This is a genomic window from Pseudomonas sp. DE0157 (genome assembly GCF_007678615.1).
Taxonomy (GTDB): Bacteria; Pseudomonadota; Gammaproteobacteria; order Pseudomonadales; family Pseudomonadaceae; genus Aquipseudomonas; species Aquipseudomonas parafulva_B.
Genome location: NZ_VEJN01000005.1, coordinates 238,948 through 255,477, shown reverse-complemented (window position 1 = coordinate 255,477; position 16,530 = coordinate 238,948). Strand labels below are relative to the sequence as shown.

Below are 16,530 nucleotides of genomic sequence, written 5' to 3'. Positions count from 1 at the left end.
ATTAACCATCCCTGACGTCACGCCAGAAGCGGCGCTGGCTGCGCATACCCTCGACCCCGGCTTGCGCACCGAGCACCAGACGTAACGCCCCCTCCACTGCCGTGTCGTGCAGGGTCATGCCATGCCTGCGATAGCGTTCGACCACCTGTGCATGGGGATGCCCGAAGCTGTTGTTGCGCCCGCGGGAAATCAGTACCCCACGCGGGGCCGCAGCGCGGATGAAAGCTTCGGTCGACGAACTGCGGCTACCGTGGTGCGGCGACTGCAGCCAGTCGATGCGTGGTGAATCCATGGCAGCCAGCCACGCACGTTCGGCTCCCGCCTCCATGTCACCGGCCAGCAGCAACCGCTCCCCCGACGCCTCGACCAGCAACACGCAGGAGCGGTCATTGCTGGTGCGCGCATCTGCCCAGCGCCACAGGGAAAAGCGAACCCCGTCCCACTCCCAGGACTCGCCACTGACGCAAGGCTGTAACTGAACCTCTTCCAGCGGCTCACCGCCAATCGCCCGTCTGACCGGCAGCCCGCGCTGGATCGCACCTGCACCGCCGGCGTGATCGGCATGGGCGTGACTGACCAGCAGCACATCCAGGCTGTCGACCCCCAACTTGCGCAAGGTGGGCAACACGACCCGCTCACCCAGATCGCTTTCGCCCCTGGCCGGCCCGGCGTCATACAGCAGACTGTGCTGCCGGGTGCGCAGCAACACCGCCAAGCCTTGGCCCACGTCCAGCTGCCAGACCTCGACCTGGCCGTGCGAGACCGGCTCCCGAGGCACCCAGAGCGCCAAAAGCATCACCGCGCCCAACCCACGCAGCGGCACACCCCGTGGCAGCAACAGCAGCAGTGCGCCCAGGCATACCAGCAGCCAGGCCCACAACGGCGGTGCCGGAGGCACCCATGCCGGGCGCTGCTGGGCGACCAGTGCTAGCGCGCGAAACAAGACATCCAGCAGGCCGCCTGCCAGCCACAGCAATGCCTCACCTGCGTCGCCCAGCGGCAGCAACAAAGTGCCCAACAGTGCCAGCGGCAATACCGCCAGGCTCACCCACGGCACCGCCACCAGGTTGGCCAACGGGGCACTCAGGCTCACCGGCAAGCCCACGGCCAGCAGCACCGGGAGCAGCCCGACGGCGATGACCCACTGCGCTCGCGTCCATGCCTGCCAGGGTCGCCAGGCCCCTAGCCGGGCACTGAAGCTGTAGATGAGCGTGGCCACGGCGCCGAATGACAGCCAGAAGCCCGGTAGCAGCGCCGCCAACGGCTCGAACAGCAAAACGGCAACCAAGGCAAGTAACAAGGGGTGGAACGCGCCAAGGTGACGAAAGCGCAGGCGCCACAGCAGCACCACGGCCAGCATCAGACAGGCGCGCTGTACTGGCACCCCTGCCCCGGCCAGCCACCCGTAGGCCAGCGCCGCACTCATGGCCAACACACAAGCCCAAGGCAGCCACGGCAGCCGGGGCGGCCACAGCCCCCAGCGGGCCAACCACGCGACCACGGCATAGAGCAGACCCGCCACCAGGCCAATGTGCTGGCCTGAAATCACCAGCAGGTGCACGGTGCCGGTGGCCTGAAGCGCCTGCCAGTCTTCGCGCGCCAGGCCGGTTCCATCACCAAGCACCAACGCCACCAACGCGGCTTGCCGACCATGGGCTTCGACCGCCAGCAGACGCTCGCGCAGGCCATCGCGCCACCCGACTGCTGCGGGCGTCAGTAACTGCCCGGCTTTCACCGCTCCGCTGGCGCCGATCCGACGTGCCAGCAGCTGCGCCTCCCGATCGGGCCCGTGGGGGTTTAGAAGGCCGGTCGGCCGCTGCAGGGTGACGGCCAGGCGCCACTGCTCGCCGGCACGCAGCGGTGGTCCGTCAAACCAGCTCAATTGCAGGCGTTGCGGCAAATCGGCACGCCGGGAATGCGCGCCTTCAAGCTCGAAACGCACGCCTTGCGCAGTGCGCGCCGGCAGTCCGGCCACCCGCCCTTCCAGCCACAAGGTGCGACCATCGAGCCCTGGCGCCAGACGATCGTCCACGGCCTGCTTGGCAGACCAACAGGCCCAGCAGAAGCCCAGCAGGAACAAACCCAATAACCAACCCCGGGTGAACAGACTGACGACGGCGCCCGCTGCAAGCATTAGCAGCCACCCGACCGATGGCAATTGAGGTACCAGGCAAAGACTGAGCAGACCAAGCGCGAGCGCCAACATCCCTGTGCGCATGAGGTAGAGCTCCAGAAGCTGAATCAACCTCTGAGGCATAGCCCACTTGCCGGCACTGCTTGCTCAACAATTGTCACAAACTCTGAACGAGGCTGAATGGGAATCAGGGCATACTGCCCCGGTCAACGCCCCGGGAGCCCCCATGCCGCGCCGACTATTCAAACGCTTCATGCCGGACCCGAGCAGTATTCGGGAACACAAGTCCTTACGCTTTTTCGGCAAGTTGCTGCATGACCCTAACCTGTGGCACCTGAACCGTCATTCGGTAGCGCGAGCCATGGGCGTCGGCCTGTTCGCCGCATTGATCCCGATGCCCGCACAGATGCTGCTTGCCGCTGCATTGGCCATCCCGCTGCGAGGCAATCTGCCGATCGCCGTCAGCCTGGTGTGGCTGACCAACCCGCTGACCATGCCGCCGGTGTTCTTCGTTACCTACATGGTCGGTGCCTGGCTAATGCAGGTACCACCACGCGCACTGCCCGACACGTTGACCTTCCAGTGGATCACTGACCAACTGTCGACGGTCTGGCAACCCTTCCTGCTCGGTTCAATCGTGTGCGCCGTACTGCTGGGTATGCTCGGCTATTTCAGTACCCTGATGTACTGGCGCTGGTGGGTAGGCCGGCAGTGGCGTCGTCGCCAATGCCGGTGCAAGGTTTCAGGCACGCATCCCCCGGCCGCTGACCAGCAGCCGCACGCACAACAGGTAGAGCACGGCAGTGGCCACCAACATGAACGTGATCGCCGTGCCGATGCTGATGTCCGACACCCCTAAAATGCCGTAGCGGAAGGAATTGACCATGTGCAGCACAGGGTTGGCCAGCGATACGGTCTGCCAGAACGGTGGCAGCAGGGTGATCGAGTAGAACACGCCGCCCAGGTAGGTCAGCGGAGTCAGTACGAACGTCGGGATGATCGAAATGTCGTCGAAATTGCGAGCGAACACCGCGTTGACGAACCCCAGCAAGGAGAAGATGGTCGCCGTCAACAGTACCACTGCCACAGTCACACCCAGGTGATGCACTTGCAGGTCGGTGAAGAACATCGACAGGATGGTGACGATCACCCCTACCGCCAAGCCACGCAGCACGCCGCCTAGGACATAACCTACCAGGATGGTGTGCGGCGATACCGGCGAGACCATCAGCTCTTCGATCGAGCGCTGGAACTTGCTACCGAAGAAGCTCGATACCACATTGCCATAGGAGTTGGTGATCACCGACATCATGATCAGCCCCGGCACGATGTACTGCATGTAGGTGAACCCGCCCATGTCGCCAATCTGCCGGCCAATCAGGTTGCCGAAAATGACGAAATACAGAACCATGGTGATTGCCGGTGGCAACAGGGTCTGCGGCCAGATGCGCAGGAAGCGCCGCACTTCGCGATAGACGATGGTGTTCAGGGCGACCCAGTTGGTACGCAGCTCCACGCTCATACGGCCACCTTCGAAAGGTTTTTTTCCACCAGGGCCACGAACAGCTCCTCGAGTCGGTTGGTCTTGTTGCGCAGGCTTTGCACGTCGATGTTCTGCAGGGCCAACTGGCCGAACAGGGCGGTGATGCCGATGTCTTTCTCTACCTGTACTTCCAGGGTGTGCGGGGTCAGCAGCCGGCACGGGTAACCCTGCAACACCGGCGCCGTGGCCAGGCCCTGCTTGATGTCGAGGACAAAGGTTTCGACATGCAGCTTGCCCAGCAGTTGGCGCATGCTGGTGTTCTCGACGATGGTGCCGTGGTCGATGATGCCGATATTACGGCACAGCTGCTCAGCCTCTTCCAGGTAATGGGTGGTGAGGATGATGGTGATGCCTTTCTGGTTCAGCTCGGTGAGGAAGCTCCACATCGAACGGCGCAGCTCGATGTCCACGCCGGCGGTCGGCTCGTCGAGAATCAGCAAACGCGGCTCGTGGATCAGCGCACGGGCAATCATCAGCCGGCGCTTCATGCCGCCGGACAGCGAACGCGATGGCACGTCGCGCTTATCCCACAGGCCCAGTTGGGTCAAGTACTGCTCGGCACGCGCCTTGGCGATCTTTGGCGGGATGCCATAGTAGCCAGCCTGGGTCACGACGATGTCGAAGCACTTCTCGAACTGGTTGAAATTGAACTCCTGTGGCACCACGCCCAAGCAACGCTTCAGCGCCGAGGGCTCGCGGTCGAGGTCGTGGCCGAACACATTGACCGTGCCGCTGGTTTTATTCACCAAGGTGGAGAGGATGCCGATGGTGGTGGATTTGCCGGCGCCGTTGGGGCCGAGCAAGGCGAAGAAGTCCCCTTCGGCGACATCAAGGTCGATGCCTTTGAGGGCCTGAAAGCCGTTGCCGTAGGTTTTGGTCAGCTGTCGAATGGACAGGGCAGAACTCATAGCGGGTCACTTACCGAAAAATAAGGTGCAGGACACGCCAGATAAGGTCACTGGCGCAGTGAGTGCGGCCAATGGTGCAAGGCGCGGCCGCACAAGTACAGTCATGTGTATTGATAGTGACTATCGAAACAGCCGTAGTGTTCGATCAGGTCAGCGCAGTCATTACTGCAGCCTGGTAGGCCGGGCGGGCCTTGAGGCGTTCGTACCAGGCTTCCAGGTGGTGCATGGCCGGGCGCTTGATGGGCATTTCGAACCAGGCATAGACGAAGCTACCCAGTGGGATGTCGCCCATGCCGATCTGGTCACCGGAAAGATAGGGCTGTGTGGCCAAGGTTTCGTCGGCAATGGCCAGCAACTGGGCGCACTGCTTGTGCGCAGCGTTGATCGCCACCCAGTCGCGCTGGTCTTCGGGGGTGCGCAGCAGGCCCCAGAACAGCGGGCGGAAGGGTGCGGCGAAGGATGAAGTGGCCCAGTCCATCCATTTGTCGGCCAAAGCGCGTTGGCGCGGGTCTTCCAGGTACCAACCTTGCTCGGTGCCATATTCGGCGCACAGGTAGCGGACGATGGTGTTGGACTCCCACAGGGTCAGGTCACCGTCTTCAAGCATGGGTACCAGGCCATTGGGATTGCGGGCGCGGTAGTGCGGCTCGTTGACCACGCCGAAGGCGCCGCCGGCGTCGATCGATTCGAAGTCCAGGCCCAGTTCCTGGGCGATCCACAGCGCTTTGCGCACATTGCTCGAGTTCTTGCGGCCCCAGATCTTCAGCATGGCAACGTCCTTATGAATGCGGATGTTGCACAGTCTACTCCAGAGGTTTGTTGCCTGTACCAGCCCTTTCGCAGGCAAGCCCACTCCTACAAGAATCGCGCCTTATCTGGGGACGGTGCCCCCTGTAGAAGCGGGTTTGCCCGCGAAAGGGCCAGTACAGGCAATCACCGGACTGAAACTCCCACCGCCACACCCTGTCACTGTTCTGACCCTGCCTTTCCCGGCGTTGCGTCTAAGCTGTCCGGAACGGCTCAAGCCCCCTGGTTCCAAGGAGGACCGATTATGTTGCTGTTGTGGTTGGTAGTGCTGGTGATAGGCGCGGCGTACCTCACGCACAGGCGCCTGGCACCCTTGCAGATTCTCGGCATCATGGCCGCCTATGTGCTGCTGATGGGCATTTTCAGCAGCGCTCCTGGCTGGCTGCTAGCACTGATCTGGCTCGTGCTGGCACTCAAAGGCGCCTTGTTGGCGCTGCCCGACTGGCGCCGCAAGGTGTTCACCGGCCCGGTTTTCAACTGGTTCCAGCGCACCCTGCCGCCCATGTCGCAAACCGAGCGTGAAGCCATCGACGCCGGTACCGTATGGTGGGACGGCGAACTGTTCAGCGGCCGCCCCGACTGGCGCACCTTGCTGGCCTACCCGGCACCCAAGCTGACCGACGAAGAGCAGGCCTTCATTGACGGCCCTACCGAACAACTGTGCGCCATGGTCAGCGACTGGCAGATCGGCCAGGACATGGACCTACCACCCGCGGCCTGGGCGCATATCAAACAGAATGGCTTCTTTGCCCTGATCATCCCCAAGCAGTACGGTGGCAAGGGTTTTTCCGCTTACGCACACTCCCAGGTGGCGATGAAGCTGGCCACCCGCAGCGGCGATCTGGCTTCCACGGTGATGGTTCCCAACTCGCTCGGCCCGGCCGAATTGCTGTTGCACTACGGCACCGATGAGCAACGCGACCACTACCTGCCACGCCTGGCCCGTGGCGACGACATTCCTTGCTTCGCACTCACCGGCCCTCTGGCCGGCTCAGACGCCGGCGCCATGCCCGACACCGGCGTGGTGTGCAAGGGCCAGTGGCATGGCGAGGAAGTCATCGGCCTGCGCCTGAACTGGGAAAAGCGCTATATCACCCTAGGCCCGGTTGCCACGCTGCTGGGCCTTGCATTCAAGGCCTACGACCCGGACCACCTGTTGGGCGAGGAGGAAGAACTGGGCATCAGCCTGGCGCTGATCCCTACCGACACCCCCGGCGTGGACATCGGCAAACGCCACCTGCCGCTGGGCGCCGCCTTCATGAATGGCCCCAATAGTGGCAAGGACGTGTTCGTGCCACTGAGCTTCCTTATCGGTGGCCAGGCCATGCTCGGCAAAGGCTGGATGATGTTGATGAACTGCCTGTCGGTAGGCCGTTCCATCTCCCTGCCCGCCGTGGGCACCGGCGCCGCCAAGTACACCAGCCTGGTCACCGGCCAGTACGCCAACATCCGCGAGCAATTCAACGTGCCGCTGGCCGCATTCGAAGGTATCCAGGAATCGCTGGCACGCATCGGCGGCAACGCCTGGCTGATGGACAGCGCGCGCCTGCTGACGGCCAAAGCGGTAGACCTGGGCGAGAAGCCCTCGGTGCTGTCGGCGATCCTCAAGTACCACCTGACCGAGCGCGGCCGCGAATGCATCCAGCACGCCATGGATGTGCACGGCGGTAAGGGCATCATCATGGGCCCGAACAACTACCTGGGGCGTAACTGGCAAGGGGCACCCATCTTCATCACGGTCGAGGGCGCCAACATCCTCTCACGCAACCTGATGATCTTCGGTCAGGGCGCCATTCGCTGCCACCCGTTCGTACTCAAGGAAATGGCTCTGGCCCACCGTGAGGACCGCGACCAGGCGCTAGGAGAGTTCGATGACCTGTTGATGAAGCACATCATGTTCGCCGCCGGCAATGCGGCTAGCACACTGGTGTTCAATCTGGGACTGGGCCGCCTGGAAAGCGTACCAGGCGATACCCTCAGCCAAGGCTACTTCCGCGCCCTGAACCGCCAGGCCTCAGCCTTTGCATTGCTGGCGGACCTGTCGATGATGCTGCTGGGCGGCACCCTCAAGCGCCGCGAGCGCCTGAGTGCCCGGCTAGGCGATGTGCTGAGTTATCTGTACTTGTCCAGTGCGGCGCTCAAGCGTTATCACGACTTGGGCTCGCCCGAGCAGATGCAGCCATTGCTACGCTGGGCCATGGAAGAAAGCATGGGGCAGGCGGAAAAGGCCCTGGATAGGTTACTCGACAACTTCCCCAACCGCTTTGTCGGCTGTGCACTAAGGGTCCTGGTGTTCCCCTTCGGCCGTCGTCATACCGGGCCGAGCGATGAACTGGATGCCGAGGTCGCGGCGCTGATTGGGCGTAGCAAGGGTGACCCAGCGCTGGAAGAGCTGCTCGCGGGCTGCTTCCGGCCACAGGCGGACGGTGACCCAGTGGCAGCACTGCAACGGGCTTGCGACTTGCTTGATGAGGCAGTGCCACTGCACAAGGCGCTGCACCTGGGGATCAAGGACGGCAAGGTACGGCCGGCACCTGGGCAGTCGGTGATTGGTGCGGCCATCGAAAGCGGTGTGCTGCAGCCTGACGAAGGGCAACGGCTGCACGCAGCGGAACAGGCACGCCGGGCAGTGATCGATGTGGATGCCTTCGACAAGGAGCAATTGCTGCCAGTACCTGGCAAGGTGCGTTGATTGATGGGGGCGCTCTGCCTCCCCATCCCCAACCGGCGTATACTCCGCCTTCGTTTCAATCACCCCGAGGACCGCCCCATGGCCAATTCCCACCTGGATTACAACCTGCAACTGCTTAACCACCTGCGTACTATCCTGGTGGCCTTGGGCGAAGCCGAGCAGGTACCCGAGGAAAGCCACGCCCTGTTCCTCGAACGCTTCGATGAACTACTGACCCTGCTGCCGCAAAACCCGCTGAAAAGTCAATACCTGGGGCAAGACCTGATCTGCCAGGTGATCCAGCGTTACCCGCAGATCGCTCATCTTGTACCCAGAGATCTATTGTGGTTCTTTGGCGGCGACTGCTTGCATTTCATGCCCGATGACGAACTGGACCTGTATCAACGTCTTGAAGAGCGCCGTTACGAAGCCGAGCAGAACGATGAACCGTTCGATTGGAACCAGGAAAAACAGGTGCTGAGCCTGCAGCCCGGCCCTCCCCACTGACTCCATCCGTTTGGGGCGATGCGCCTCGGGCAGCCCTGGTCACGCTTGCTGTAGCCGCAACGCGTCGTACACAGACAGCAATGGCAACGGAATGATTGTCACCGCGAAGCGCCACTCAACAACATTGCGCGTATCCAGAGCCATCACCACCGTGACACCGCTCGGCGCTGTCGACGCAGGCGTAAACACACCTTGCGCCGATACCACACCGTTGCCTGCAAGGATGTGCCACTCAACATCCTCGGCCGGCACTGCGGTTTCTTCCATGTCGAGGTTGAAATACCAGCAGTTGAGTTGCAACGCATTGCCTGCAAGGGTAAATCGGATGAAATGCGTCGGATACACGAATGTCGTGACGAAAGATACCGACTCTCTCATCCCATCTCCCGCCGCCGTCAGCACATCTGTACGTGCTGGCACCCGGGGAAAACTAGCCCTGGTAGCGGCTGGGATCAAGGTTTCTCCCGGTGCACTGAAGACGACACCGGGTGGCTTGAGGGCAGGTACGTAGAAGTGATCATTACCCTCTTTGACAAGGGTACCGCCTGCATCACCCGTCACACTCCAATTGACACCAGGCATTTGTAGACTGACGAAACCAAGCCGCTCCTTTGCATCCCCTGCATGGAAAACTTGTGAGTACGGTGAAATTTTGTACGTCGCGGCTGGGGTAGCCGACTCAGCGGGCTTCAACGACTTCTTGTAGACCCTCCTGTAGCCGAATAACGACCCCCCGGCATCCATTAGACCAACCAATTCAGTCGACCCCGGTGGGGTCACCAAATCGCTAATGAATGCGCTGTCCACAGGTGCTCTACCTGCCCCCACCTCTGGAAAATTTTCTTTTGGAAAATAGCCAAACAAGGCTGCATCTGCTGCGGGCGCGATGGGTTGCTGCACCCCGCTTACCAAACTTTCATAGGCAATGGGCCGCTCCAGAAAACCGAAATGCCGGACGCGCCGGTTTTCGTCTGGAATCATATAGATATAAAGATTTTGCAGCTTCGCACTTTCAGGGCGCGGCATGATCGCAATGTCAATTTTCTTTCTCTGGTCATAATATTCAATATACTCGGGAGGCGCCGCAGTCTCGACAGTTGAGTCATTCGTGTCGTAGGAGCCATAGTCGGCCCCACCCGTCCATTCGAAACTCAGCATACTTTGACCTTGCGCCTGGTACCGCAGGTAGCACTCTCGCATTGGTAACGTGACCGAGAATCTCACCCAGGGGCCGTTGATCTCCGTCAAGCGCAGGATCTGTTCCGCGCCCAAGTTGGAGAGTCTCTTCGTAAATATGAGGAATTCTTGGGATGAATGAAGAATCAACTTGTTACTGACGTCACCGTATGACAGAATTTCGATTTTGGAAAACTTCCTCAGCAACGCCTCTGCCCCCTCGCGCCCCATTAAAGCAGGCGGCCTAGTCTTAACAAACGACTCAATCAGAAAATCATTATTAGCGTCTGTTAGCCACAGTGTATTAATCCACAATACATTCGTGAACATTGTGCACACCGCCTCCGGCGCCATAGACGAAGAGCCGACCCCAGTCGCTTTATCATTTTTTATTTTTTTCACCTCAGAGCCCCCTGCCTGGTATGAGCGCCAATTACCCCACCCCACAAGAATCGAATCAACTGGCATTTTTACCAGTGCCAGACAAAGTTTAGTCTCACAGTGCGACTGTGCTGCCCGGCGTGCATGGCCTTAACGGTTTGGCAACTGGTATTTCTATCAGTTGACGCAACCGCACGGCCCTTTCACGCTCTATGAAACAGACCATGGAAACAGCATCACCTTCCATCGAACAACTGCCGTAGAACCGGGAGAGAAGATCAGCGCAAGCCAATTGGACTTCAGATTTTTCCTACATACGAACCACAAGCAAACTTGCACGCTGTGCACCGTCGCATTTAGCGATGCTTGTGCAGCCTTACCCAATATTCACCTGACACACGCTAACCTGGAGCTCCTAATGAAAAAAACTCTCCTGGCTTTAACACTTGGCCTGGCCAGCAACGCCGCATTAGCCAACACTGGCTCGATCAACTTCTACGGCCAGGTGCATGCCGGGACGTGCCCGATCGAAATCATCGACCCGTCGACAGGCCTGCCGGTAGCCCGCGTCAACATGGGCAACGTCAGTGTTTCGCAGTTCACCGCCGTTGGCGATGAAGCGGCATCTCGCGCCTTCGGCATGCGTATCACCCCAGGCGCTGGTTGCGTCGTTGCCCCTGGTAGCAATGCCACTGTCACCTTCACTGCCGCCTATGGCGGCGCCGGCACAGGTGGTACGTTGTATGCGTTGGAACCAGGCGGAGCCAACAACCTGGCCTTGATCATCAAGGACAATGCCGGTACCCCCGTGGATAACGGCCTGGCCTCCAAGGATTACCCACTGGATGACACGAACCCTACCACCATGATCTTCTCTGCGGCCTACAAATCCATAGGTACCGCCGTGACGGCCGGTACGGCCGGTACGGCTAACACCGATGTGCAATTTCTGGTCGATATTCCATGAGAACGCGCCTCAGGCGAGCTGATACCGCCTGAGGCTTCCTCATATTATTCAGAAGGTATCGTCAGATGAAGATTCACCCGCGCCGCCTCGCATTGGGTATTTACTTGGCAGCCGCCCTGCAGACTGCTCAGGCAGCGCTGACCGTCAACACCACGCGAGTCGTGTTCGACAGCGACAAACGCAGCACCTCGGTGGTGATAGCCAACCCCAGCCCTCGCCCCTACGCGGTGCAAAGCTGGGTCAACACCGCCAAGGACGATACCGACACACCCGTCCCGCTGGCGACCTCTCCCGGTTTGTTCCGTCTGGACCCGAGCAAGGAGCAGATGGTGCAGATCAACCACCTGCCCAACGCGCTGCCTAATGACAGGGAAACACTGTTCTACCTCAATATTCAGGAAATCCCCGAGGTCAGCCCTGATGATGTGAACGTCCTCAATATCGCACTGCGTACGCGCCTCAAGCTCTTCTATCGCCCCAGCCAATTGACTGACCGGCCCGCCGACCGCATCGGCGAGCTAAAATGGTCCGTACGTCAAGGCCCTGGACGTGTCCAGTTGGTGGTCGATAACCCGACACCCTTCCATTACACATTCGGCCGCCTGGAAGTCAGCGCTGCAGGTGCGACAGAGGCTATACAGGCCATGGCCATGGCGCCACCGTTTGGCCAGCAGGTCTATGACCTTGCCCGGATCAAATCGCTCAGTGGCTTGCAGTTGACCTTTACCACCATCAATGACTACGGGGTCGCTACTCCGGTGATGCAGAAGGCGCTGTCCAGCAGCCCCTGAGCACTCCCACCCGACACCTGCAAGCGAGCCCTATGGGCTCGTTTGCCATTGTGACTCAAGAAATCAAGGAGATTTCCATGAAGCCTCTAGTCATTGCCTTTGCGCTCGCCATGGCCAGTCAACAGGCGTTTGCGAACAGCGGCTCGATCAACTTCTTCGGCCAGGTGAGCAGCGGGACCTGTGCGATTGAAATCATCGACCCTTCGACAGGTCTACCTGCTTCCAGAATCTACATGGGCACAGTGCACACAGCCCAATTCAAGCAAGCAGATGACGAGGCCGCCAACCGCGCCTTCGGCTTGCGCCTTACACCGGGCGGTGGCTGTATACTGCTGCCAGGGGCCAATGCCCGCGTGACCTTTACCGGGAACTACGGCGGCGCTGGCGCCAGCGGTACACTGTATGCTCTGGAACCAGGTGGTGCTACGGGTTTGGCCTTGATCATCAAGGACAACACAGGCACACCAGTAGACAACGGAATAGCCTCCAAACAGTACCCCCTGTATGACACCAAACCCACCGACATGCTGTTTTCTGCTGCCTACAAAGCGATCGATAGGCAGGTAACCGCCGGCTTTGCCAACAGTGATGTGCAGTTCAGGGTGGACATACCGTAAGCGTTACTGGGGCCATTTTGCACCCCTGCGCGGCGGTTTGACGCGAAGGGGTGCAAAATGGCCCCAATTTGCTTGAGTATCCACTTAACCGAGGGGCACTAGCTCCTCGGCCCGATCTTCACTTCATCTGCCTTCATACCGCCTGGCCTGACAACCTGTCCAAAGGATCGTAACTGTAACCACTGCCGTCATAGCTGCTCAGGCGGCCCAGGGCGTCGTACGTCAGCGTCTTGCCCTTGTCATCGAGGCTCATATTGCCGTCCTTGTCGTATTGCAATGTGAAGTCTGCATAGTCGGAATGGGTATTCCGCACGCCACTCAATTGCGCAGGGTCTTCATTGTCGAATAGATAGGTAGCCTCGTTACTGCCCTTGCTGCCGTCCTCTTCCTCGAATTCGGTCAGCACCCAGGTGATGTTGTCGAGCGCATCAAATTCGAAATACTGCTGACGAATAGTCTTCCCAGCCGGGTCGGTCGGGCTATGGGAAACCAGCCCATCGCAACTGTATTCCTCCAGCCGACCACGCAGGTCGTACTTGAATGTTTCCTCACGCAAGACAGTGCCATTATCACTCAAGCGTTTTGACGTGATCTGGTCGAGCACGCTGTATTCCTGCGCCAGCTCCTGTACTGCCTGCACCGAAAGCCCGGCCTCTGCAACCAGCGCCTGCACACGTTCATTGGCGAACGTAAAGTCTTTGATCGGCGCTTCAGGCACGCTACTGAGGAACACAAACCGACGCAGGCATTCGCGCCCTTGGTGATCGTACTCCAGCTCGGTGGCTAGTCCTTGAGTGCCATCCAGGGTGAGTATGCATTGTGAATTGCTCAGCCCGTCATAGAAGAACCAACTGCTTGTGCTCCCCAGTGCAGTACGCTCCAACAGGCCGCTGGGGTAATAATCGTAGGTCTGCGTCTGGCCGAGAACATCCTTATAGAACAACTGGCGCCCCAACAGGCTGGTGCCGTACTCCATGGTCCAGGTTTCGTCGCCGATAACGCGGGTTTCCTGCTTGATTTCGCCGGTACTGAAATAGACGCGGCTCAATTCCTCTTCCTCCTCCTTGCAGTGGGTAAGCCGGGCGTTGAGCGGGTCGAATGTATAGTCGGCCTGCTTACCCGGAATGCGCCGTAGTTGAGGCTCCTCACCCAGTTGAGGAAGGTATTGATACTCGATGACATTGCCAGCGGCTGTCCGCACCTTGCTCGGTTTGATCTGGCCAGGCTCATAGTGCATGTGCCGCGCCCGTCCGCCGGTAACAGAGGTGATCATACGGTTCAGACCGTCGAAAACCTGCTCCCCCAGCACGACACCGTTGACACTGATACTGATCGGCAAGTCTTCACTACTGTGCACGGCATAGTCGCGATGCACCACCGACCTGTCCGCCAGTGTCTGGTCGACCAGGCGGCCGAAAGCGTCATAGCCGGAGCGGGTAACGGCTTTACGCGCATCGATCTCCCGTACATTGCGCCCCAAGCCGTCATAGAAGTACTCATGCGTGGCGTACACTTTATCCGCCAGGTCAAAGCGCTGCACTTTGGCAGGCTGCTCGAACAGGTTCAACCAGGTGATGGTCTTGCCCAGGCTCAGCTTGCCATCTGCAGACTCGCTCCACTCGGTTTGGGTGGGCAGATTGCCCTCGGGGTCGGTCCCGTCAGGGTTGGAGCCGATCGGGTCATGCTCCTGGAACCGCTTGACCCCGTCCGGCCCTGTCTCGCAACACTGTACGCCCCAATCGTCGTAGGCATACTGGGTCGCCAACGACATTTGCTGTTCGCCTATCCAGTCGTATTCGGTTGCCTCGGTCAATTGGCCAAGTTCATCGTAGGTAAACGAGCTGCGCGGGCGAAAGACTTGACGCAGGCGGACATCTTCTGCGTCGACGTCAGCATCGTGCCGCTCTTCGCGCACCACTCGCCCCAGGCCATCAATGTATGAGTTGATGGCAACTCCCTTGACGTCTATTCGGGTTTGCACGGCCTGACCACCCGGTGCGCTCACAAGCCCGTACGTGTAAGTGCGAGATGCCGTATACGCACCGTCATTGGGTGACACCGTCTCACGAACCACACGGCGTAACGCATCGTAGGCGTACTCGATTTCAACATCGTTGTCATCGCGATTGAGCAACGGCTCGCCAATGAGCATCGAATGCTTCAGCGTGATCACCTTGCGAACATGGCGCGGCTCGCCAGTTTCTTGGTCGATACTCCCATGATCAAAGCCGGTCACCTGCTGCTCGGTCACCAGCACAGGGTGCCCATTGAGGTCGTCCAAGCTGTACGTAAAACCGGTCGTGGTACTTTTACCCCCCATGACCAGGGTTTCCAGCGATGAACGCCCATGGCGCAGCAAGTCGGCAGGGTCATCGACCGGGCTCACGGTGGTCACTTTCAACGCTGCCTGCTCTACCTCGCCAACGACCTCACACAGGCTTTCCTGCGTAAGGACCAGCCAATCGGACGCCGATCGTTTGATCGAGGCACCCGGATAAGCTACCCGAGCGAGCGCCTTGTACTGGAAGCTTTTTCGCAGTACCGGCGCAGGCTCGTCGCCATCCGCTGCGGGATGTTCCGTCACGCTTTTTTGGTTGCGTACGAAGCCGTCCGGGTCGTCTTCGGCAGGGTAATACGCGATCACGGTGCGCTGCCCGGAGGGCAGGATCTGCTCGACCAAATTGCCATGCAGGTCATATACGGTCCTGGTGGCAGGCTCTTGGCGAAACCTGGAAGCATCCCCTAGCAGTGACCACGCCCGGGTTTGCTCCAGCGGTAACTGGAAGTTACGCGGCTGATTGTCGAACTCAGTCGTTACATTGCCGTGATACGTCGTGCTGTTGACAAGTTGGTTCTTGCCTTGCACCACGACCTCACCCACCTGCAAGTGAAAACGGTTGTACGTGCGATGAGTGGTGCGCAATACCTGGTCCTTGCCATCCGCACCTTTACCCCATTGAGACGCCGTGCTGCCATACAGGTAGGTGGAGCGGGCACGATAGAGGTTGTCCTCACCATCGTCACGCCAGCTGATACCGCTGCCGTTACCGACGAAGTTGTTCGGCGCCTCAATGCTATCTTGCAGGACGGTGTAGGTGTAGCTGGTTTTCATCGACGGCTGGCCGCCGCCAGGGTTGATCGTATGCGAGGTCACACGCGGTAACGCCGCACGGGTTCCACCGCCTGGCAGCAGATGGCCTGTATCACCGCCCTCACCGTAGCGGATATCTTCCACACTACCGTAGGGTGTCGAAACCTTGGCCAGGCAGGTCAGACCAAAAGACGTGGTGTATTCGAACCGCCAGTTGCCACCCACTTCGGCCGGCAAGTCGACCTGACGCAACTGCTCATTGACCAGGCTGAGCTTGTATTCGGCGACCGGCTTGCCGCCATTGGCCCCAGGGTGCAGCTTGAGTGTTACCGTGCTGCCATAGCTGATTTCCAGCAACGCCTGACCCGTGCCGTCGACAATGCGCTCCAGCCTTTGGTTGGCGGTGTAGCTCAACAGAATACGATGGCCCGAAGCGGCGCGAACCTCAGACGGCAGTGCAACAAGATTATCCCCGGTACCGTACTCGCTCAGCACTTCTTCCATATAGGACTTGTGCACCACACGGTATTGTTTCTTGCCCCCTTCACTGTCATCGAAAAAACGAAAGCTTTCGAGTTTTCTTTCCTTGATGCCCGGCTCTGCACCAGACCCGGTCACCTTGAAACTTTCTCCGGTGTGAAGCCGCAACATGCGCGTAGCCGGCACGTATTGAGTAAGGTCGACATACCACCCCCGGCCGAAGCCGACATTGTTGTCGCTGAATGGATTGAACACCAGGCGAATGGGCAGCTCTGGACCGACCTGATAATTACCAACAAGGGCTGGCAAGTTGATACTTACCGCATACTGGCCAGTACGTGGGTCGACATTATTTTGCACAAAGCTGGACGCATTCAGTGCATTGGAGTGAAGTACAGTTTCAATAGCCATCTTGTTTATCATCCGAAAAAGAATGGTGGGCTCACCTCGGCACACC

The 16,530-nt window shown here is 59.7% G+C and carries 12 protein-coding genes; 6 read left to right on the top strand and 6 right to left on the bottom strand.

Features of this window, described 5'->3' with window-relative positions:
- Position 1: 1 nt before the first annotated feature.
- On the bottom strand, positions 2-2,218 hold the full coding sequence (locus FS777_RS09285) for a DNA internalization-related competence protein ComEC/Rec2 (RefSeq protein ID WP_145255152.1): 2,217 nt from the start codon (positions 2,216-2,218) through the stop codon (positions 2-4).
- Positions 2,219-2,360: 142 nt separating this feature from the next.
- Between FS777_RS09285 and FS777_RS09280 the strand changes: the two genes are divergently transcribed.
- Positions 2,361-2,993, top strand: coding sequence for a DUF2062 domain-containing protein (locus FS777_RS09280; protein ID WP_145255149.1), 633 nt, complete (start codon positions 2,361-2,363; stop codon positions 2,991-2,993).
- On the opposite strand, the gene FS777_RS09275 is transcribed toward FS777_RS09280, so the two are convergent.
- From FS777_RS09275 to FS777_RS09265, 3 genes are all read right to left on the bottom strand, one after another.
- Complete coding sequence (locus FS777_RS09275; RefSeq protein ID WP_058637710.1) at positions 2,877-3,656, bottom strand: ABC transporter permease; 780 nt, start codon at positions 3,654-3,656, stop codon at positions 2,877-2,879. The genes FS777_RS09280 and FS777_RS09275 overlap by 117 nt on opposite strands.
- Entirely contained in the window at positions 3,653-4,585 is a 933-nt protein-coding gene (locus FS777_RS09270; RefSeq protein WP_058605758.1) for an ABC transporter ATP-binding protein, read from the bottom strand. Before FS777_RS09270 ends, FS777_RS09275 begins: the two co-directional genes overlap by 4 nt.
- Positions 4,586-4,730: 145 nt before the next feature.
- Complete coding sequence (locus tag FS777_RS09265; protein WP_058637711.1) at positions 4,731-5,354, bottom strand: glutathione S-transferase; 624 nt, start codon at positions 5,352-5,354, stop codon at positions 4,731-4,733.
- A gap of 282 nt (positions 5,355-5,636) precedes the next feature.
- On the opposite strand from FS777_RS09265, the gene FS777_RS09260 reads away from it, so the two are divergent.
- Together FS777_RS09260 and FS777_RS09255 are read left to right on the top strand one after the other, a co-directional pair.
- Complete coding sequence (locus tag FS777_RS09260; protein ID WP_058637712.1) at positions 5,637-8,084, top strand: acyl-CoA dehydrogenase; 2,448 nt, start codon at positions 5,637-5,639, stop codon at positions 8,082-8,084.
- Positions 8,085-8,162: 78 nt separating this feature from the next.
- Positions 8,163-8,570: a PA2817 family protein gene (locus tag FS777_RS09255; RefSeq protein WP_058637713.1), complete on the top strand. Its 408-nt coding sequence runs from the start codon at positions 8,163-8,165 to the stop codon at positions 8,568-8,570.
- Positions 8,571-8,609: 39 nt separating this feature from the next.
- Here the strand turns inward: FS777_RS09255 and FS777_RS09250 are convergent, their stop codons facing one another.
- The gene (locus FS777_RS09250; protein ID WP_145255146.1) at positions 8,610-10,076 is read right to left on the bottom strand and encodes a hypothetical protein; all 1,467 of its coding nucleotides are present in this window, start codon (positions 10,074-10,076) and stop codon (positions 8,610-8,612) included.
- A 469-nt stretch (positions 10,077-10,545) separates the two neighbouring features.
- On the opposite strand from FS777_RS09250, the gene FS777_RS09245 reads away from it, so the two are divergent.
- The 3 genes from FS777_RS09245 to FS777_RS09235 all read left to right on the top strand — a co-directional run bounded on the left by FS777_RS09245 (position 10,546) and on the right by FS777_RS09235 (position 12,502).
- Complete coding sequence (locus FS777_RS09245) at positions 10,546-11,094, top strand: fimbrial protein (protein WP_145255143.1); 549 nt, start codon at positions 10,546-10,548, stop codon at positions 11,092-11,094.
- A gap of 65 nt (positions 11,095-11,159) precedes the next feature.
- The gene (locus tag FS777_RS09240) at positions 11,160-11,885 is read left to right on the top strand and encodes a molecular chaperone (protein ID WP_145255140.1); all 726 of its coding nucleotides are present in this window, start codon (positions 11,160-11,162) and stop codon (positions 11,883-11,885) included.
- A 32-nt stretch (positions 11,886-11,917) separates the two neighbouring features.
- Entirely contained in the window at positions 11,918-12,502 is a 585-nt protein-coding gene (locus FS777_RS09235; RefSeq protein WP_230375208.1) for a fimbrial protein, read from the top strand.
- Positions 12,503-12,635: 133 nt separating this feature from the next.
- Here the strand turns inward: FS777_RS09235 and FS777_RS09230 are convergent, their stop codons facing one another.
- The gene (locus tag FS777_RS09230) at positions 12,636-16,484 is read right to left on the bottom strand and encodes an RHS repeat domain-containing protein (RefSeq protein WP_178091256.1); all 3,849 of its coding nucleotides are present in this window, start codon (positions 16,482-16,484) and stop codon (positions 12,636-12,638) included.
- Between the last annotated feature and the right edge of the window lie 46 nt (positions 16,485-16,530).

Coding starts and splice junctions, on each gene's coding strand:
- FS777_RS09235 (WP_230375208.1), top strand. CDS start 11,918: ATGGGCTCGTTTGCCATTGTGACTCAAGAAATCAAGGAGATTTCCATG.
- FS777_RS09255 (WP_058637713.1), top strand. CDS start 8,163: ATGGCCAATTCCCACCTGGATTACAACCTGCAACTGCTTAACCACCTG.
- FS777_RS09245 (WP_145255143.1), top strand. CDS start 10,546: ATGAAAAAAACTCTCCTGGCTTTAACACTTGGCCTGGCCAGCAACGCC.
- FS777_RS09260 (WP_058637712.1), top strand. CDS start 5,637: ATGTTGCTGTTGTGGTTGGTAGTGCTGGTGATAGGCGCGGCGTACCTC.
- FS777_RS09250 (WP_145255146.1), bottom strand. CDS start 10,076: ATGTTCACGAATGTATTGTGGATTAATACACTGTGGCTAACAGACGCT.
- FS777_RS09265 (WP_058637711.1), bottom strand. CDS start 5,354: ATGCTGAAGATCTGGGGCCGCAAGAACTCGAGCAATGTGCGCAAAGCG.
- FS777_RS09230 (WP_178091256.1), bottom strand. CDS start 16,484: ATGGCTATTGAAACTGTACTTCACTCCAATGCACTGAATGCGTCCAGC.
- FS777_RS09270 (WP_058605758.1), bottom strand. CDS start 4,585: ATGAGTTCTGCCCTGTCCATTCGACAGCTGACCAAAACCTACGGCAAC.
- FS777_RS09275 (WP_058637710.1), bottom strand. CDS start 3,656: ATGAGCGTGGAGCTGCGTACCAACTGGGTCGCCCTGAACACCATCGTC.
- FS777_RS09240 (WP_145255140.1), top strand. CDS start 11,160: ATGAAGATTCACCCGCGCCGCCTCGCATTGGGTATTTACTTGGCAGCC.
- FS777_RS09280 (WP_145255149.1), top strand. CDS start 2,361: ATGCCGCGCCGACTATTCAAACGCTTCATGCCGGACCCGAGCAGTATT.
- FS777_RS09285 (WP_145255152.1), bottom strand. CDS start 2,218: ATGCGCACAGGGATGTTGGCGCTCGCGCTTGGTCTGCTCAGTCTTTGC.